This is a genomic window from Lysobacter sp. F60174L2, from assembly GCF_052547135.1.
The window spans coordinates 549,179-567,409 of the sequence record NZ_JBQWRA010000002.1 but is presented as its reverse complement, the minus strand read 5'-3'; the positions used below and the strand labels follow the sequence as shown (position 1 = coordinate 567,409).

Sequence of the window (18,231 nt, the reverse complement as noted above, 5' to 3'; positions counted from 1 at the left end):
TCAGCCGTGCGTGGCCAGCTCCGTCGCCAAGTAGCGCGCGGTGCGACTGTCTTTCGACGCCACGACGGCTTGCGGCGTGCCCTGCGCGACCACCCGCCCACCCTCGTCGCCCGCACCGGGGCCGATGTCGACGATCCAGTCGGCGGCGGCCGCCACGCGCATGTCGTGCTCGACGACGATCACGCTGTTGCCGGCCTCGACCAGGCCGTCGAGCTGGCGCATCAGCAGCTCGACGTCGGCCGGATGCAGGCCGGTGGTCGGTTCGTCGAGCAGGTAGATCGTGCCGCTGCGCTGCACCCGCTGCAGCTCGGTCGCGAGCTTGATCCGCTGCGCCTCGCCACCCGACAGCTCGGTGGCCGGCTGGCCGAGGCGCAGATAGCCCAGCCCGACTTCACGCAGCGCCGCCAGCGGGCGCGCGACCTGCGCATCCCCGGCGAAGAAGTCGGCCGCGCTGTCGACGGTCATGCCGAGCACGTCGGCGATCGTCCTGTCGCGATAGCGGATCTCCAGCGTCTTGGCGTTGTAGCGCGCGCCATGGCAGACCGGGCACGGCGCGTAGACGCTCGGCATGAACAGCAACTCGACGCTGACGAAGCCCTCGCCCTCGCAATTCCCGCAACGGCCCTTGGCGACGTTGAACGAGAAGCGGCCGGCGTCGTATCGCCGCTTGCGCGCTTCCGGGGTCGCCGCGAACAGCTTGCGCACGTGGTCGAACAGGCCGGTGTAGGTCGCCAGATTGGAACGCGGGGTGCGTCCGATCGGTTTCTGGTCGACCCGCACCAGTCGCCGCACGCGATCCAGCCCGGCGACGATGCGCCCGTCCGTGACCGGACCCGCCTCGTCCGGCAGTTCGCTCTCGTCGGATTCGGCCGGCGCCTCGTGGCCCAGATGCTCGCCAAGCAATTCGACCAGCACCTGGCTGACCAGACTCGACTTGCCGGAACCCGACACGCCGGTGACGACGGTCAGCACACCCAGCGGGAATGCCACGTCGATACCGTCGAGGTTGTTGCGGCGCACGCCCTGCAGTTCCAGCCAGCCGTCCGGCTCGCGCGGAGCGCGCGGCGGCTGCGGACTGCGGTCGAACAGGTAGCGCGCCGTCGGCGACGCCTCGATCTCCGCCAGTCCGGCCGGCGGACCGCTGTAGAGCACCTGCCCGCCCTGCTCGCCCGCCGCCGGACCCAGCTCGACCAGCCAGTCGGCGCGGCGGATCACCTCGGTCTCGTGCTCGACCACGAACAGCGAGTTGCCGGCGCCCTTGAGCTGCTCCAGCGCGACCAGCAACGCCTCGGTATCGGCCGGGTGCAGACCGGCGGACGGCTCGTCGAGCACGTAGACCACGCCGAACAGGTTGGAGCGGATCTGCGTCGCCAGCCGCAGGCGCTGCAGTTCGCCGGGCGACAGCGTCGGTGTGCTGCGCTCCAGCGACAGGTAGCCCAGGCCGAGGCCGATGATGATTTCGATCCGCGCCAGCAGGTCAGTCGCGATGCGCCGGGCTACCTCGGCCTGCTCGGGATGGTCGTCGTGCCCGGCGGCCTCGCCGGCCGCGACCGGGCGCAACAGCTCGGCCACCTGTTTCAGCGGCAACCGCGACAACTCGCCAATATCGAGCCCGGCGAACGTCACCGCCAATGCCTCGCGCCGCAATCGCTTGCCGTCGCACGACGGGCATTGCGTGCCGACCATGTACTGCCCGACCCGCTTCTTGATCAGCGCGCTCTGGGTGCTGGCGAAGGTATGCAGCACATAGCGCTGGGCGCTGCTGAAGGTGCCCTTGTAGCTGGGGTTGTCGCCGCGCTCGACCGCCGCGCGGGTCTGCGCCGGGGTCAGGTCGCGATAGACCCCGACCGTCGGCTGCTCCTCGGTGAACAGGATCCAGTCGCGCTGTTCCTGCGGCAGCTCGCGCCATGGGATGTCGATGTCGTAGCCGAGCGTGACCAGGATGTCGCGCTGGTTCTGCCCGTGCCATGCCGGTGGCCAGGCTGCGACGGCGCGCTCGCGGATGGTCAGCGAGTCGTCCGGCACCATCGACCGCTCGGTGACCTCGTAGATGCGGCCGAGCCCATGGCACTGCGGGCAGGCGCCCTGTGGCGTGTTCGGCGAGAAGCCGTCGGCATAGATGATCGGGGCGCCTTCCGGGTAGCTGCCGGCGCGCGAATACAGCATCCGCAGCGAGTTCGAGACCGTGGTGACGCTGCCGACCGAGGACCGCGTGGTCGGCGCGCCGCGCTGTTGCTGCAGCGCGACCGCCGGCGGCAGGCCCTCGATAGAGTCGACGTCGGGCACCCCCGCCTGGTCGATCAGCCGCCGCGCATACGGCGCCACCGAATCCAGATAGCGCCGCTGCGCCTCCGCGTACAGCGTGCCGAACGCCAACGACGACTTGCCCGAGCCGGACACGCCGGTGAACACCACGAGCGCCTCGCGCGGGATGTCGACGTCGATGTCCTTCAGGTTGTGCTCGCGCGCGCCGCGCACCTGGACATGGCCGGCGCGATCGCGGTCCGGATGGGCTTGCGGCGTACGGCGATCGGGCATGGCGAACGGCGGCTCCTGAAAAGACGGGGTCGCCATGGTGGACCATGAATCCGCAACTGACGATGCCGTAACCCTCACGGGTGCACGCTGCGGCGGTCCTGTTGCCGACTTTGGCGGGACGTCCGTTGCTTTGACAAAAAAAGAATGATCGTTCATTCTTCCGCGCCTGAACTGGTCCGTCCAGCCCAACCCCATTTCCGATCCGAGCCTCTCCCATGTCCAAGACCCCTCGCCTGGTCCGCCGTTGCCGCGTGCTCGTCCTGCCGCTGGCCCTCTCCGTCGCACTGGCCGCCTGCGGTGGCGACGAAGCGCAGCAGCAGATGCCGCCCGCCCCGGTCACCGTGGTCACCCTGCAGGCCCAACCGGTCACGCTGACCCGCGAACTGCCCGGCCGCACCGCACCGTTCCTGGTCGCGGAAGTCCGGCCGCAGGTGAACGGCATCGTCGAGCGCCAGCTGTTCGACGAAGGCGGCCTGGTCAAGGCCGGGCAGCCGCTGTACCAGCTTGAGGACGCCGCCTACCAGGCCGACGCCAGCAGCGCCAAGGCCGCCCTCGCCCGCGCCGAGGCGACCCTGAAATCCGCGCAGCTGACCGCCCGCCGTACCGCCGAGCTGGCGAAGATCGACGCCGTCAGCAAGCAGGACAACGAGAACGCCGTCGCCGCGCTGCGCCAGGCCGAGGCCGATGTCGGCGTCGCCCGCGCCGCTTTACAGGGCCGCAGCGTCACCCTCGACTACGCCCGCATCAGCGCGCCGATCAGCGGCCGCATCGGCAAGTCGTCGGTCACCCGCGGCGCGCTGGTCACCGCCAACCAGGCCACGCCGCTGGCGACCATCCAGCAGACCGACCCGATGTACGTCGACCTGACCCAGTCCAGCAGCGAGTTGCTGGCCCTGCGCAAGAGCCTCGCCGCCGGCACCGCCGAGCAGGCCGACCTGCCGGTGACGATCCTGTTGGAAGACGGCACCGAGTACGCGCACGACGGCAAGCTGGCGTTCTCCGAGATCACCGTCGACCCGTCCACCGGCAGCTACCTGCTGCGGGTCGAGGTGCCAAACCCCGACCACCTGCTGCTGCCCGGCATGTACGTGCGTGCGGTGGTCGGCTCGGCGGTGCGCCAGGACGGCCTGCTGGTGCCGCAGAAGGGCATCACCCGCGATCCCAAGGGCAACGCGACCGCGATGGTGGTCGGCAAGGACGGCACGGTCGAGCCGCGCGCGGTCAAGGTCAGCCGCACCGTCGGCGACCAGTGGCTGGTCGAGGATGGCCTGGCGGCCGGCGACAAGGTAATCGTCGAGGGCCTGCAGAAGATCCAGCCGGGCGCCCCGGTGCAGGCGACCGAAGCCGGCGCGGACAAAGCGGCCGGCACCGAGGCCGCACCGGCGGAAGGCCAGCCCGCGGGCGCCGAACCGGCGGCCGCGGACAACCCCGATGCAGCCGAGCCTGCCGCTCCCGCCGACGCCGACGCCGACGCGTCGAAGCAATAACGGACCCCAGACATGGCACGTTTCTTCATCGATCGACCGATCTTCGCGTGGGTCATCGCGATCATCATCATGCTCGCCGGCGCGCTGGCGATCTTCACCCTGCCGATCTCGATGTACCCGACCATCGCCCCGCCGACGGTCGCGATCAACGCGGTGTATCCGGGCGCGTCGGCCAAGGCGGTGCAGGACTCGGTGACCCAGATCATCGAGCAGGACATGAAGGGCCTCGACGGCCTGCTGTACTTCTCCTCGACCAGTGAGGGCAATGGCAGCGCCGCGATCACCCTGACTTTCGCCAACGGCACCGACCCCGACACCGCGCAGGTGCAGGTGCAGAACAAGCTGCAGTCGGCGATGCCGCTGCTGCCGCAGGAAGTGCAGCGCCAGGGCGTCAACGTCAGCAAGTCGGCCAGCGGCTTCCTGCAGGTCATCGGCTTCGTGTCCGAGGACGGCAGCATGTCCAAGGACGACATCTCCGACTACGTCGGCGCCAACCTGGTCGACCCGCTCAGCCGCGTCCCCGGCGTCGGCAACCTGCAGGTGTTCGGCGCCAAGTACGCGATGCGGATCTGGCTGGACCCGAACAAGCTCGACACCTACCGGCTCACCCCCGGCGACATCAGCGCCGCGATCCAGGCCCAGAACGCGCAGGTCGCGGTCGGCGCGCTGGGTGCGGCGCCGTCGGTCGAAGGCCAGCAGATCAACGCCTCGATCACCGCGCAGTCGCGCCTGCAGACCCCGGAGCAGTTCCGCGACATCGTGCTGCGCAGCAACTCCGACGGCTCGGTGCTCAAACTGGGCGACGTCGCGCGGGTCGAGATGGGCGCTGAGAACTACGAGTTCATCACCCGCTACAACGGCCAGCCGGCCACCGGCGTCGCGATCTCGCTGGCCACCGGCGCCAACGCGCTGGACACCGCGGCCGGGGTCAAGGCGACCCTGGACGAGATGGCGCCGTTCTTCCCGCCGGGCCTGAAGTCGGTGCTGCCGTTCGACACCACGCCGTTCGTGCAGGTGTCGATCAAGGGCGTGATCGTGACCCTGCTCGAGGCGATCGTGCTGGTGTTCCTGGTGATGTACCTGTTCCTGCAGAACTTCCGCGCCACCCTGATCCCGACGATCGCGGTGCCGGTGGTGCTGCTGGGCACGTTCGGCGTGCTCGCCGCGCTGGGCTTCTCGATCAACATGCTGACGATGTTCGCGATGGTGCTGGCGATCGGCCTGCTGGTCGACGATGCGATCGTGGTGGTCGAGAACGTCGAGCGCATCATGAGCGAGGAAGGCCTGTCGCCGCTTGAGGCGACGCGCAAGTCGATGGACCAGATCACCGGCGCGCTGGTCGGTATCGGCCTGGTGCTGTCGGCGGTGTTCGTGCCCATGGCGTTCATGTCCGGCTCGACCGGCGTCATCTACCGGCAGTTCTCGGCGACGATTGTCTCGGCGATGGCGTTGTCGGTGCTGGTCGCGATCGTGCTGACCCCGGCGCTGTGCGCGACCATGCTCAAGCCGCTGCACAAGGGCGAGCACCACGGCGAGAAGGGCTTCTTCGGCTGGTTCAACCGCAAGTTCGACGCCGGCAGCAGCAAGTACCGTCGTGGCGTGCGCGGCATGATCGGCCGTCCGAAACGCTTCATGGCGATCTTCGTGGCGCTGTCGCTGGTGATGGGCCTGCTGTTCATCCGCCTGCCCAGCTCGTTCCTGCCGGCCGAGGACCAGGGCGTACTGTTCTCGCAGATCCTGGCGCCGGTCGGTGCCACCCAGGAACGCACGATGGAGTCGATGGAAAAAGTCGAGCGCTACTTCCTGGAAGAAGAGAAGGAAGCGGTCGAGTCGGTGTTCAGCGTGCAGGGATTCAGCTTCGGCGGTTCCGGCCAGAACAACGGCATGGCGTTCGTGAAGCTCAAGGACTGGAGCGAGCGCGAGTCGGACGAACTGGGCGTCGATGCGGTCGCCGGTCGTGCGATGGCCGGGCTCAGCCAGATCAAGGACGCCCTCGCGTTCGCGTTCGCACCGCCGGCGATGCCGGAACTGGGCACCGCGGCCGGATTCACCTTCTACCTGACCGACAACGCCGGCGTGGGACACGACGCATTGCTGGCGGCACGCAACCAGTTCCTCGGCGCCGCGGCGCAGAACGAGATGCTGGTCAACGTGCGCCCGAACGGCCAGGAGGACACCCCGCAATTCCAGCTCGACATCGACACCGAAAAGGCCGCCGCACTGGGCCTGTCGATCGCCTCCATCAACTCGGCGCTGTCAACGGCATGGGGCGGCCAGTACGTCGACGACTTCATCGACCGCGGCCGGGTCAAGCGGGTGATGATGCAGGCCGACGCGCCGTTCCGGATGGTGCCGGAGGACTTCAACCTGTGGTCGATCCGCAACGACCAGGGCGAGATGGTGCCGTTCAGCGCGTTCGCCGGTTCGCACTGGGAGTACGGCTCGCCGCGGCTTGAGCGTTACAACGGCGTGCCGGCGATGCAGATCCAGGGCGAGAGCGCCCCGGGCGTGAGTTCCGGTGACGCGATGCTCGAGGTCGAGCGGATGATCGGCGAACTGCCAGCCGGCGTTGGCATCGAGTGGACCGGCCTGTCCTACCAGGAACGCCAGGCCGGCGCACAGACGCCGCTGCTGTACGCGCTGTCGCTGCTGATCGTGTTCCTGTGCCTGGCCGCGCTGTACGAAAGCTGGACGATCCCGACCGCGGTGCTGCTGGTCGCGCCGCTGGGCATCCTCGGTGCGGTGCTGGCCAACAGCCTGCGCGGCATGGAGCGCGACGTCTACTTCCAGGTCGCGATGCTGACCACGGTCGGCCTGAGCAGCAAGAACGCGATCATGATCATCGCCTTCGCCAAGGACTACATGGCCGAAGGCATGGAACTGGTGCAGGCGACCATGCAGGCCGTGCGCGACCGACTGCGCCCAATCCTGATGACTTCGCTCGCGTTCGGCATGGGCGTGTTGCCGCTGGCGATCGCCACCGGCGCGGGTTCCGGCGCGCAGCGTGCGATCGGCACCGGCGTGCTCGGCGGCATGGTCATGGGCGCCCTGCTCGGCCTGTTCTTCGTTCCCTTGTTCTTCGTGGTCGTGCAGCGCCTGTTCGGCGGCAAGCGCGCGGCCAACGAGCCGGCCCTCGATGCACCGGCAGGAGGTTCCACCCATGACTAAGCCACTGATCACCTCCCTGGCGATTGCGACGAGCCTGTTCGTCGCCGGTTGCTCAACCCTGCAACCGCCGTTGCCCGAGGCCGCGCCGTCGATCCCGGCCGAGTGGCCGCTGCCGGCGACCACCCCGGTCGCGACGGATGGCACCGGAACGATCACCGCCGACATCGGTTGGCGCGATTTCTTCGCCGATCCGCGCCTGGACGAACTGGTCGCGCAGGCGCTGGCCAACAACCGCGACCTGCGGGTGGCCGTGCTCAATGTCGAACGCGCGCGCGCGCAGTACGGCATCCAGCGCGCCGATCGCCTGCCGTCGCTCGGCGGCGAGGTCAGCATGACCCGCAGCGGTGGCGACAACCTCGAGGTCAGCGAGAGCTACTCCGCCGCCGCCGGCGTCGCCGGGTTCGAGCTGGACCTGTTCGGCCGCGTGCACAACCTCAGCCAGGCCGCGTTGCAGCGCTACTTCGCCACCGACGAGGCACGTCGCAGCGCACAGCTCTCGCTGATTGCCGAAGTCGCCAACACCTGGCTGACGCTGGCCGCCGACCGCGAACTGCTGTCGATCGCGCAGGCCACGCTCGCCAGCCAGGAAGCGTCGTTCAAGCTGACCGAGCAACGCCATGACCTCGGCGCGGTGTCGGGGCTGGACGTGAGCCAGGCCCGCACCGTGGTCGAGACCGCACGTTCGGACGTGGCCCGCTTCGAAGGCCAGGTCGCACAGGATCGCAACGCGCTGGCGTTGCTGGTCGGCGGCCCGGTCGAGCCGTCGTTGCTGCCGGACGCGTTCACCCCGGAGGTCAGCGGGCTCGCCAGCCTGCCGGCCGGCTTGCCGTCGGAGGTGCTGCTGCGCCGGCCCGACGTGCTCGCCGCCGAGTACCGCTTGCGTGCGGCCAACGCCGACATCGGCGCTGCGCGTGCCGCGTTCTTCCCGTCGATCACCCTGACCGGCAGCGTCGGCAGCACCAGCGACGAGTTGTCGGGGCTGTTCAATGGCGGCAACGGTATCTGGAGTTTCATCCCGCAGATCAACATCCCGATCTTCCAAGGCGGCCGGCTGACGTCGGCGCTGGGCATGGCGACGGCCGATCGCGACATCGCGCTGGCGGAGTACGAGAAATCGATCCAGTCCGGCTTCCGCGAGGTCTCCGACGCGCTGGCGCTGTCCCGCACGCTGGCCGAGCAACGCACCGCGCAGGAAGCGCTGGTCGCTGCCGCCACCCGCGCGCACGAGCTGTCGCAGGCGCGCTACGACGCCGGCCAGGACAGCTACCTGATCCTGCTCGATGCGCAACGCACGCTGTATGCCGCGCGCCAGTCGCTGGTGGCCACGCAACTGGCCGAACAGGCCAACCGGGTGACGTTGTACCGGGTGCTGGGCGGAGGCTGGAACGAATCCGGGACATGAACACGACGAACGAGCCGACCAAGGCGCAGGAACGCGCCGAGGTCCAGCGCCACCGCATTCTCGACGCGGCGCAGCAATGCTTCATCGCGCACGGCTTCCACGCCGCCAGCATTGCCAGCATTGCGGAAACCGCCGGCATGAGTGCCGGGCTGATCTATCGCTATTTCGAGAACAAGAACGCGCTGATCCTGGCGATCGTCGACCGCCAGTTGCAGTTGTTGCGCGAGGACATCCGGCTCAACCGACGGATCGACCTGGCCGCCGAGATGGTGCAGAACTACGGCCGCTCGTGTGCCGACGAGGCCAAGGGCATGAACGCGGCGCTGCTGCTGGAAATGTCCGCCGAGGCGACCCGCGACCCGCAGATCGCGGCCGCGCTGGACCGCTACGACGCCACCGTCCGTGCCGCCCTGGTCGACTGGCTGACCCGCGGCGGCGAGACGGGCGGCCATGATGTTCCGGCCGCGGGCGCCCCGGGTCGCGCGCTACTGCTGCAATGCCTGTTCGAGGGGCTGAAGTTGCGCGAGACCCGCGAACCCGACCTCGATCGCAGCCTGCTTTCATCGGCGCTGCACGAGTTCGTGCCGATGCTGTTGAAACCATGACCGCCGAGGACGCGCCCGTGAAACCGGACCTGCCGCCACCCATCATCGGCGAAATCCGGCGCGGCCGTCCGACCGACACCGGCAAGCACGACGCCATCCTCGAGAACGCCCGCCGGATGTTCACCCGGCTCGGCTTCGACGGCACCAGCATGGACGAGCTCGCCCAGCACGCCGGCGTCTCCAAAGCGACGATCTACAACCACTTCGCCAGCAAGGAGGCATTGTTCGACGCGACCTTCGAGCGCCTGCTGCTGCAGTTGCCGTCACCGGCCGAACTGATCGACGAACCGCGCGGCAACCTGGCCGAGCGCCTGCACACGATCGGCTGCGGGCTGTACCGGCTCGCGACCAGCCCGTTGATGGTCGACATCCAGCGCATGCTGATCCTCGCCCGCGACACCCCGCAGTCGGTCCAGCACTCGTTCTGGCAGCAGTCCATCGCGCCGTACCAGCAGGCGTTTTCGAGCCTGCTGCGCGAGCAGGCCGATGCCGGCCATCTCGCCGTCGACGACTTCGATCGCGCCACCTCGCAGTTCTTCAGCCTCAGCGCCAGCGAGCCCTTCATTCGCCTGCTGATGGGCGAGACCGGCGAGCCCGACAAGGCAACGGCGCATGTCGATGCCGCGGTGCGGACGTTCCTGCTGGCGCATGCGCGCTGATCGCGAAGCGTAAAAGCGTCAGCGCAACGACCATCGGCCGACCTGGGTGTAGGCGTTGCGCGCGCCCAACTCGCTGTGGATCAGCACGAAGGAGTCGACCGGCCAGTGCAGCGGTTCGATCCCTTGTGCGGGCAGCGGTTCGCGTGCATCGCGCAACACGGTCACGTGCGGCACCAGCGCCTTTCCAGACTGCACACGCACGCCCGACCGCGCCAGCGCGGCGCCGAGTGAATCCCACAGTTGCAGCAGCCCGTCGGGCACGGTCTCGCAGCCCAGCCACCACGGGATCGAACGGTTGCGGAAACTGCCGGCGCGATCGAGCACCAGCTCGAACGGTGCGACCGTGACCGAAGCGGCGGCCGCGCTGGCCTGCGCCACCAGCGACGGCGGCAGTTCGGCGTAGTCGCCCAGGAACTGCAGCGTCAGGTGGTAACGGTGTGGACCGATCCGACGGCCACCGGGCTCGTGCTCCCACAGCAACCGGGACGCCGCGTCGGAGATTTCCTGGCGAACGTCATCCGCCGGCCACAAGGCGAAGAACAGCCGGTGGAGGTTGTTATCGGGTGCCGCGAAGCCGGCAAGGTCGGGCTGCTGCATGGGCTGCGACCCGTTACTCCAGCTCCGACCAGCGCGCATAGGCGCGGTCGAGCTCGGCCTGCACCTCGGCCATCGCGGTGTTGTGCGCGGCGATGCCGTCGGCGCCGCGCTGGTAGAACGCGGGCTCGTTCATCTCGGCCGTCATTGCCTCCACCCTCGCCTCGAGCTCCTCGATCCGCTGCGGCAATTGTTCCAGCTCGCGCGCGTCCTTGTAGCTGAGCTTGCGCTTCGGCGCCGACGGGGTAGCGGCCGCGGCGGCGACCGGCGAGACCGGCATCGACGCCGATTTTGCCGACGTGGAGCGGGCCGACGCCGGCGCGGTGAACTCGACCCGGCGCTGGCGCAGCCAGTCACTGTAGCCGCCGACGTACTCGCCGACCCGGCCGTTGCCTTCCATCACCAGCGTCGAGGTCACCACGTTGTCGAGGAAGTCGCGGTCGTGGCTGACCAGCAGCAGCGTGCCGGGGTAGTCGCCGAGCAGCTCTTCCAGCAGCTCCAGGGTCTCGACATCGAGGTCGTTGGTCGGTTCGTCCATCACCAGCAGGTTGGACGGCTGGGCGAACAGCTTGGCCAGCAGCAGCCGGTTGCGCTCGCCGCCCGACAGCCGGGTGATCGGCGCGCGGGCGCGCTCGGGGGTGAACAGGAAGTCCTGCAGGTAGCCGATCACGTGCTTCTGCTTGCCACCGACCTCGACGAACTCGCGGCCCTCGGACACGTTCTCCAGCGCGTTCCAGTCCTCGCGCAGGGTCGCGCGGTACTGGTCGAAGTAGGCGATCTGCAGGTTGCTGCCGGTCTTGACCTCGCCGACGCTCGGCTGCAGATCACCGAGCAGGGTCTTCAGCAGCGTGGTCTTGCCGCTGCCATTGGGACCGATCAGGCCGATCCGGTCGCCGCGGAAAACAATCGTCGAGACGTCATCAAGCAAGGGTTTGCCGCCGAAGTCGAACGAGACGTGCTTCGCCTCGATCACCTTCTTGCCCGAGTTCTCGGCCTGGGCGAATTCCATCCTGACGTTGCCGGTCAGGTCGCGGCGCTGCGAACGCTCGACGCGCATCGCCTTGAGCCGGCGAACCCGGCCCTCGTCGCGGGTGCGACGGGCCTTGATGCCCTGGCGGATCCAGATCTCCTCCTGCGCCAGCATCTTGTCGAAGCGCGCGTTCTCCTGCGCCTCGGCGTTCAGCCGCTCCTCGCGGCGGCGCTCGTAGTTGGCCCAGTCGCCGGGCCAGCTGGTCAGCTGGCCGCGGTCGATCTCGACGATGCGGGTGGCCAGCGCACGCAGGAAGCGGCGGTCATGGGTGACGAAGATCAGCGCGCCCTGCCACGACTTGAGGAAGCTTTCGAGCCAGTCGATCGACTCGATGTCGAGGTGGTTGGTCGGCTCGTCCAGCAGCAGCAGGTCGGGCGCCGACACCAGCGCACGCGCCAGCAGCACCCGGCGCTTCATGCCGCCCGACAGGCCGGAGAACGGCGCGTCGCCGTCGAGGCCGAGCTTGTCGAGGGTTTCGACCACGCGCTGGTCGGCGCTCCAGCCCTGGGCGGCGTCGATCTTGGCCTGCACCGCCGACATCGCGTCGGCGTCGAACTCGTCGGCGTGGCTGAGGTGGTGGAACTCGGCGAGCCACTTGCCCAGCTCGCCCATGCCGTCGGCGACCACGTCGAACACGTCGCCGTCGGCACCGGCCGGGACCTCCTGCTCGAGCCGGGCGATACGCGCCCCACCCTCGCGGCGGATCTCGCCGTCATCGGCGTGGATGTCGCCCGACAGCAGCTTCAAAAGGGTGGACTTGCCGGCGCCGTTGCGACCGATCAGGGCGACGCGCTCGCCCGGTTCGACCGAAAAATCGACGTTCTCGAGCAGCAGCGGGCCGCCGACGCTGTAGTCGACGTTGTTCAGGGTAATCAGGGGCATCCGCCCATTCTACGTGGCCGGGCTGCGGCGGTCGCCTGCGTCAGTATTCGCGGACGCTGCGCTCCACCCGGATCCGCTCGGCCAACCAGTCGTTGCCCCAGCGCCGTGCCTGGATGCTCACGATGTCGCCGGATTCCAGCTGTTCCGGACGCACCCGACGCCCGCGGTACTCGACCACGGTGCGGTTGTCGTAACGGACCTGCTCGCGCCTCCCGCCGTAGCCGCCACCTGAGATGCCGATGACCTGCGCACGCGGATCGACGAAGCTCACCGCACCGCGCAGCTCACCACCGTAGTTGCCACCGCCATAACCATCGCGGACGTTGTGCACGACCTCGATCTGGCGTGCCCACAGTTCGCCGTTCGAGCGCACCGCGTCGACACTGACGCCGTCGCCGCGCTCCAGCCCGCTGACCGCCTGTTGCCGCCCCTGGTAGAACAGCCGGGTGTTGCGGTCGAAGCGCAACGCGACCCGTGAACCGCGGTTGCCGTAGCGATCATCCGTGCTCAGCACGATCCTGCCGTAACGCGGGTCGATGTCCTGCACGGTGCCGAGTACGCGCTGGCTGCGATAGTCGGAGTAGCCGCCGCCATACCGGTCGCCATACCCGCTCCCCGAACCATTGCCGTAGCCGCTGACGCAACCCGCCAGCAGCATGGACGCGAAGGCGAAGGCCAGCCAGCGCAATACGGCGCGCCGGTGGTGACGAGGTCCCTCGGGAAATCGGGCTTGCCGTTCGACGTTCATGGCGACTGTCTCCTCGTGGTGCCTCGCGGAGGATCATTCGCGGCGGGTGAACGCACGGTTATCGGGTGAACAGCCGGGAGATCGATGGGCTCCCGTTTAATCGATGGGCTCCGTTGTAATGGGCTCCGTTGTAATGGACTCCGTTGTAATGGGCTCCCTTGTAATGGGCTCCCTTGTAATGGGCTCCCTTGTAGGAGCGACGTAAGTCGCGATTTCACTGATGCCCGGATTCGCCGTTCGATCGCGACTCACGTCGCTCCTACATGGGGCGCTCGCGTGTTTCGCTTCTCGCTCAGGAGCTGCATGACAGCATCGAGCATCCGGCCTTGCTCCGCGCCCACTCGGGGCGCCTCTGCGCGAACGCCTCGCGTCCCGGCTGGTCCTCGTACGGCCGCCGCATGACATCCAGCAACTCCACCACTCCGCCCGGATCGCCCGCTTCCGCACGATCGATGGCCTGTTGCGCGAGGTAGTTGCGCAACACGTAACGCGGGTTGGCGCTGCGCATGCGCTCCCGACGCTCACCCGGTTCCAGCGGGTCATCGCGCAGACGGACCGCATAACGATCCAGCCATTGGTTGAACGCCGGAGTCGCCGCGTCGCGTTTTGCTTCGTCGTAGAACGCATCGGCAAACGTCGCCAAGCCGTGCGACCTGGATCCCGACACCGGCCCAGCGTCCGACTCCGGGCCAGCGGCAGGATCGAAATCGGCCAGCGCACGGAAGAACAGCGTCATGTCGACCTCGGCCTCGCGCAACAGGTCCTGCAGTGCCTGCATCAGCGCGAGGTCGTCGTCGCGGCACTCGACCAGACCGAGCTTGCGCGCGGTGTTGTCGCGGTCGGCCGCGGTGCAGGTGTCGACGAAGCGCTGCAACCCGGCCTGCAGCGGCTCGACGCCGTCGAACAGCGGCGACAGCGCGCCGGCCAGCCGACCGAGGTTCCAGTACGCCACCGCCGGCTGCTGGCCAAAGCGGTAGCGGCGGTTCTGGCGGTCGGTGGTGTTGGGGGTCCAGTCCGGGTCGTAGTTGTCGATCCAGCCGTAGGGGCCGTAATCGATGGTCAGCCCGAGGATCGACATGTTGTCGGTGTTCATCACGCCGTGCACGAAGCCGACCCGCATCCAGTGGCCGATCATCACCGCGGTGCGTTCGCAGACTTCGACGAACCAGGCCGCGTACAGCGCTTCGCCGTCGCCTTGCAGGTGCGGGAAATCTCGCCGGATGCAGAAATCGACCAGTTGCCCCAGCAACGCGGTATTGCCGCGCGACGCCGGCAGCTCGAAGTTGCCGAAGCGCAGGAACGACGGCGCCACCCGGCACACGATCGCGCCGGGTTCGGGCCGAGCATTGCCGTCGTAGAACATGTCGCGGACGACTTGCTCGCCGGTACCGACCAGGCTCAGCGCGCGGGTGGTCGGGACGCCGAGACGATGCATCGCCTCGCTGCACAGGAACTCGCGGACCGACGATCGCAATACCGCACGTCCGTCGGCGGTGCGCGAGTACGGCGTCAACCCGGCGCCCTTGAGTTGCAGTTCCCAGCGCTCACCGGCCGTGTTGACGGTTTCGCCCAGGGTGATCGCGCGGCCGTCGCCGAGTTGCCCGGCCCAGTGGCCGAACTGGTGGCCGCCGTAGTTGGCCGCGAACGGCTGCATCCCCGGCAGCAGTTCATTGCCGCCGAACACCCGGGCGAACTGCGCCGAGCCGACGTCGTCCGCATCCAGCCCCAGCCGCGTCGCCATTTCGGCCGACCACGCCAGCACCGTCGGGTCGGCCACCGGCGTCGGCTCCACCGCCGACCATGCCGCCCCTTCGACCTGCCGCACCCGAGGTCCTGTTTCCGGGTCGCCCGGCAGTTCGCGCACGAACGCGTTGTCGAAGTCGAATTCCATCGCCTACTTCAGCGGCCCCGATCCGCCGCCCTGCTCCACCGCCCGCTGGTACGCCGGCCGCGCGCGGATGCGATCGAGGAAATGCTGCAGCCCGGGATAGCCGTCGACACCACCGCGGGTCATCGCGGCCTCGACCGGATAGCTCATCTGGATGTCGGCCGCGGTGAAGCGCTCGCCGGCGAACCACGCGTGCTTGCCCAGCTCGGCCTCGACGTAATCCATGTGCAACCTGACCTGCGGCCGCACGAAGGTCATCAGCACCTTGTCGGCGATGCCACGGGCAATGGGTTTGGCGAAAAACGGCATCGGCGCCTGCTTGACCCGCGCGAACACCAGGCTCAGCAGCAGCGGCGGCATCATCGAGCCTTCGGCGTAGTGCAGCCATTGGCGGTAGCGCAGGCGTTCCGGGTCGTCGGCTGGCCCCGGCGGCGGCGACAGCCGATGGGCCTGGTCGTGCTTCTGCACCAGGTACTCGATGATCGCGCCCGACTCGGCCAGCACCAGCCCGTCCTCCTCCAGCACCGGTGACTTGCCGAGCGGATGCACCTGGCGCAATTCGGGCGGCGCCAGCAACGTCTCCGGGTCGCGCCGGTAGCGGACCACCTGGTACTGCAGGCCGAGTTCCTCGAGCAGCCAGAGCACGCGATGGGAACGGGAGTTTTCGAGGTGATGCAGCTTGATCATGATGCACGCCGTCGTCGGGGGATCACGCCATCGTAAACACTCCGTCTGTGAAACCGGTCCACATGGCCTAGACTGGTCGGCAATCCACACAGGAGCTGCCCATGGCAAAGCCGAATTATTCGTTCGAGAAACGCCAGCGCGAGATCGCGAAGAAGAAGAAGAAGGAAGAAAAGCTGGCCCGGAAGCAGGCCGCCAAGTCCGATGACAGCGTGCCCGCAGACACCGCTGCCGACCCCGGCGACAACACCGGCGACGCTGCCGAAAGCACCCCGCAAGGCTGAATCGCAAACGCGGGACTGAACATCCGGAACACCAGACATCACGCGGGAACACGTCCCGCCAGCTAAACTAGCGGGTCCATACGACCGGCATCGCCGGCGCCAACGAGACCTGCGATGAGCGCCGAGACGCCCGCAACACCCGCTTCCCCCGACACACCGTCGATCAAGTTCACCGACCTGGCCCTGCCCGAGCCGTTGCTGCGGGCACTGGCCGATGTCGGCTACGAGTCGCCCTCGCCGATCCAGGCCGCGACCATCCCGCCGCTGCTGGAAGGCCGCGACATGATCGGCCAGGCCCAGACCGGCACCGGCAAGACCGCCGCGTTCGCGCTGCCGATCCTGGCGCAGATCGACCCCGCCCAGCGCAAGCCGCAGGCGCTGGTGCTCGCGCCGACCCGGGAACTGGCCATCCAGGTCGCCGAGGCGTTCCAGAAATACGCCACCCACCTGCCCGGCTTCCACGTGCTGCCGATCTACGGCGGCCAGAGCTACTACCCGCAATTGCAGGCGCTCAAGCGCGGCGTGCAGGTCGTGGTCGGCACCCCGGGACGGGTCATCGACCACCTCGACCGCGGCTCGCTGGACCTGTCGGAGCTGCGTTGCCTGGTGCTCGACGAGGCCGACGAGATGCTGCGGATGGGCTTCATCGACGACGTCGAGTCGGTGCTCAAGAAGACCCCGGAGACCCGCCAGGTCGCGCTGTTCTCGGCGACGATGCCGCAGCAGATCCGGCGCATCGCCCAGACCTATTTGAAGGAGCCGGTCGAGGTCGCGATCAAGAACAAGACCAGCACCGCGGCCAACATCCGCCAGCGGTACTGGGCGGTCAGCGGCGTGCAAAAGCTCGACGCCCTGACCCGGATCCTCGAGGCCGAGCCGTTCGACGCGATGATCGTGTTCGCCCGCACCAAGCTCGGCACCGACGAGCTGGCCGGCAAGCTTGCCGCGCGCGGCATCTCGGCCGCGGCGATCAACGGCGACGTGCAGCAGGCCCAGCGCGAGAAAACCATCCAGCAGCTCAAGGACGGCCGGATCGACGTGCTGGTGGCGACCGACGTCGCCGCACGCGGGCTCGACGTCGACCGCATCAGCCACGTGCTGAACTACGACATCCCCTACGACACCGAGAGCTACGTCCACCGCATCGGCCGCACCGGCCGCGCCGGGCGCAAGGGCGAGGCGATCCTGTTCGTGGCGCCGCGCGAGCGCGGCATGCTGCGGGCGATCGAGCGCGCCACCCGGCAGCCGATCGAGCAGATGGAATTGCCGAGCATCGAGACCGTCAACGAGCAGCGCGTGTCGAAGTTCCTCGGGCGCATCGGCGACGCGCTGCAGGGCGACGACCTGAGCCTGTTCCGCGACCTGGTCGAGCGCTACGAGCGCGAGCAGAACGTGCCCGCGGTGGAAATCGCCGCCGCGCTGGCCAAGCTGGTGCAGGGCGACCATCCGTTGCTGCTGTCGGCGCCGGCGCGTCCGTCCTACAACAAGTTCGACCGCGACACGGGTCAGCGCGACGCCGGCCATCGCGGCCAGCCGCCGCGCCCGCCGCGCCAGCAACGGTCCGACCGTGACGCACCGCCAGCACGCGAACCACGCAGCTTCGACGAACGCCACGCGCCGCCCGCCCCGCGCCATGCCGACCGCCAGTTCACCCCACCGGTGCACACCCCGTCCACGCCGCCGGCCAGCCACGGCCACAACGCCGCCGAGGCGATGTTCGAGGACGACGCCCCGCCGCGCCGCGCCCCCGAGCGCAAGCCACCGCGCCACGACGCGCCGCACCCCGGCGAGATCGGCATGGAGACCTTCCGCATCGAGGTCGGCCACAGCCACGGCGTGCAGCCCGGCAACATCGTCGGCGCGATCGCCAACGAGGCCGACCTGGAAAGCCGCTACATCGGCCGCATCGACATCCGCGACGACTACAGCCTGGTCGACCTGCCCGAAGGCATGCCGCGCGAGTTGATGGAGCACCTCAAGCGCGTCTACGTGTCCGGCCAGCCCCTGCGCATCCGCCACGCCGAACCCGGCGACACCGCTGGCGGCCGCAGCGGCCCGCGCGCCAACGTCGCCGCCCGAGCCCCTGGCCCGCGCGGCGCAGGCCCCCGCGGCCCCCGCCCGCCGCATGCCGGCAAACCCCATGGCGGCCCGCGCAAACCCTTCAAGCCGCGCTGAGCGTAAATCCCGTTGTCGACCCGGGCCGGGCAATCCCCGGCCCCCCGCGACAACCCCCGTGTAGGAGCGACGTAAGTCGCGATTTCC

The 18,231-nt window shown here is 68.7% G+C and carries 13 protein-coding genes; 7 read left to right on the top strand and 6 right to left on the bottom strand.

All coding sequences use genetic code 11. The features are described from left to right. Positions 1-2,538 carry an excinuclease ABC subunit A gene (locus ACT9AS_RS07765; protein WP_445099546.1) on the bottom strand — a complete coding sequence of 846 codons (2,538 nt, stop codon included), beginning with the start codon at positions 2,536-2,538 and terminating at the stop codon, positions 1-3. 215 nt (positions 2,539-2,753) lie between these two features. Here ACT9AS_RS07765 and ACT9AS_RS07760 point away from each other — a divergent pair, with 215 nt between their 5' ends. The 5 genes from ACT9AS_RS07760 to ACT9AS_RS07740 are packed head-to-tail and all read left to right on the top strand — an operon-like array spanning position 2,754 to position 9,859. Then, complete coding sequence (locus ACT9AS_RS07760) at positions 2,754-4,025, top strand: efflux RND transporter periplasmic adaptor subunit (RefSeq protein WP_445099545.1); 1,272 nt, start codon at positions 2,754-2,756, stop codon at positions 4,023-4,025. Positions 4,026-4,037: 12 nt separating this feature from the next. After that, positions 4,038-7,193 carry an efflux RND transporter permease subunit gene (locus tag ACT9AS_RS07755; protein WP_445099544.1) on the top strand — a complete coding sequence of 1,052 codons (3,156 nt, stop codon included), beginning with the start codon at positions 4,038-4,040 and terminating at the stop codon, positions 7,191-7,193. Continuing rightward, a complete protein-coding gene (locus ACT9AS_RS07750; protein ID WP_445099543.1) occupies positions 7,186-8,595 on the top strand; it encodes an efflux transporter outer membrane subunit in 1,410 nt (469 codons plus the stop codon). Before ACT9AS_RS07755 ends, ACT9AS_RS07750 begins: the two co-directional genes overlap by 8 nt. After that, the gene (locus ACT9AS_RS07745) at positions 8,592-9,200 is read left to right on the top strand and encodes a TetR family transcriptional regulator (protein WP_445099542.1); all 609 of its coding nucleotides are present in this window, start codon (positions 8,592-8,594) and stop codon (positions 9,198-9,200) included. Before ACT9AS_RS07750 ends, ACT9AS_RS07745 begins: the two co-directional genes overlap by 4 nt. Before the next feature lie 17 nt (positions 9,201-9,217). After that, positions 9,218-9,859 carry a TetR/AcrR family transcriptional regulator C-terminal domain-containing protein gene (locus ACT9AS_RS07740; protein ID WP_445099541.1) on the top strand — a complete coding sequence of 214 codons (642 nt, stop codon included), beginning with the start codon at positions 9,218-9,220 and terminating at the stop codon, positions 9,857-9,859. 18 nt (positions 9,860-9,877) lie between these two features. Here the strand turns inward: ACT9AS_RS07740 and thpR are convergent, their stop codons facing one another. The 5 genes from thpR to ACT9AS_RS07715 form a co-directional block, all read right to left on the bottom strand. Then, a complete protein-coding gene (thpR, locus tag ACT9AS_RS07735) occupies positions 9,878-10,456 on the bottom strand; it encodes an RNA 2',3'-cyclic phosphodiesterase (protein WP_445099540.1) in 579 nt (192 codons plus the stop codon). A gap of 13 nt (positions 10,457-10,469) precedes the next feature. Next, a complete protein-coding gene (locus ACT9AS_RS07730) occupies positions 10,470-12,365 on the bottom strand; it encodes an ATP-binding cassette domain-containing protein (protein WP_445099539.1) in 1,896 nt (631 codons plus the stop codon). A gap of 40 nt (positions 12,366-12,405) precedes the next feature. After that, on the bottom strand, positions 12,406-13,113 hold the full coding sequence (locus ACT9AS_RS07725; RefSeq protein WP_445099538.1) for a DUF5666 domain-containing protein: 708 nt from the start codon (positions 13,111-13,113) through the stop codon (positions 12,406-12,408). 292 nt (positions 13,114-13,405) lie between these two features. After that, complete coding sequence (locus ACT9AS_RS07720) at positions 13,406-15,004, bottom strand: protein adenylyltransferase SelO family protein (protein WP_445099537.1); 1,599 nt, start codon at positions 15,002-15,004, stop codon at positions 13,406-13,408. 3 nt (positions 15,005-15,007) lie between these two features. Then, positions 15,008-15,688, bottom strand: coding sequence for a glutathione S-transferase N-terminal domain-containing protein (locus ACT9AS_RS07715; protein ID WP_445099536.1), 681 nt, complete (start codon positions 15,686-15,688; stop codon positions 15,008-15,010). Between the two features lie 101 nt (positions 15,689-15,789). On the opposite strand from ACT9AS_RS07715, the gene ACT9AS_RS07710 reads away from it, so the two are divergent. Together ACT9AS_RS07710 and ACT9AS_RS07705 are read left to right on the top strand one after the other, a co-directional pair. After that, positions 15,790-15,969: a hypothetical protein gene (locus ACT9AS_RS07710; protein ID WP_445099535.1), complete on the top strand. Its 180-nt coding sequence runs from the start codon at positions 15,790-15,792 to the stop codon at positions 15,967-15,969. 114 nt (positions 15,970-16,083) lie between these two features. After that, positions 16,084-18,144, top strand: coding sequence for a DEAD/DEAH box helicase (locus ACT9AS_RS07705; RefSeq protein ID WP_445099534.1), 2,061 nt, complete (start codon positions 16,084-16,086; stop codon positions 18,142-18,144). Positions 18,145-18,231 lie beyond the last annotated feature (87 nt).

Coding starts and splice junctions, on each gene's coding strand:
- ACT9AS_RS07745 (WP_445099542.1), top strand. CDS start 8,592: ATGAACACGACGAACGAGCCGACCAAGGCGCAGGAACGCGCCGAGGTC.
- ACT9AS_RS07715 (WP_445099536.1), bottom strand. CDS start 15,688: ATGATCAAGCTGCATCACCTCGAAAACTCCCGTTCCCATCGCGTGCTC.
- ACT9AS_RS07725 (WP_445099538.1), bottom strand. CDS start 13,113: ATGAACGTCGAACGGCAAGCCCGATTTCCCGAGGGACCTCGTCACCAC.
- thpR (WP_445099540.1), bottom strand. CDS start 10,456: ATGCAGCAGCCCGACCTTGCCGGCTTCGCGGCACCCGATAACAACCTC.
- ACT9AS_RS07705 (WP_445099534.1), top strand. CDS start 16,084: ATGAGCGCCGAGACGCCCGCAACACCCGCTTCCCCCGACACACCGTCG.
- ACT9AS_RS07720 (WP_445099537.1), bottom strand. CDS start 15,004: ATGGAATTCGACTTCGACAACGCGTTCGTGCGCGAACTGCCGGGCGAC.
- ACT9AS_RS07750 (WP_445099543.1), top strand. CDS start 7,186: ATGACTAAGCCACTGATCACCTCCCTGGCGATTGCGACGAGCCTGTTC.
- ACT9AS_RS07710 (WP_445099535.1), top strand. CDS start 15,790: ATGGCAAAGCCGAATTATTCGTTCGAGAAACGCCAGCGCGAGATCGCG.
- ACT9AS_RS07760 (WP_445099545.1), top strand. CDS start 2,754: ATGTCCAAGACCCCTCGCCTGGTCCGCCGTTGCCGCGTGCTCGTCCTG.
- ACT9AS_RS07730 (WP_445099539.1), bottom strand. CDS start 12,365: ATGCCCCTGATTACCCTGAACAACGTCGACTACAGCGTCGGCGGCCCG.
- ACT9AS_RS07765 (WP_445099546.1), bottom strand. CDS start 2,538: ATGCCCGATCGCCGTACGCCGCAAGCCCATCCGGACCGCGATCGCGCC.
- ACT9AS_RS07755 (WP_445099544.1), top strand. CDS start 4,038: ATGGCACGTTTCTTCATCGATCGACCGATCTTCGCGTGGGTCATCGCG.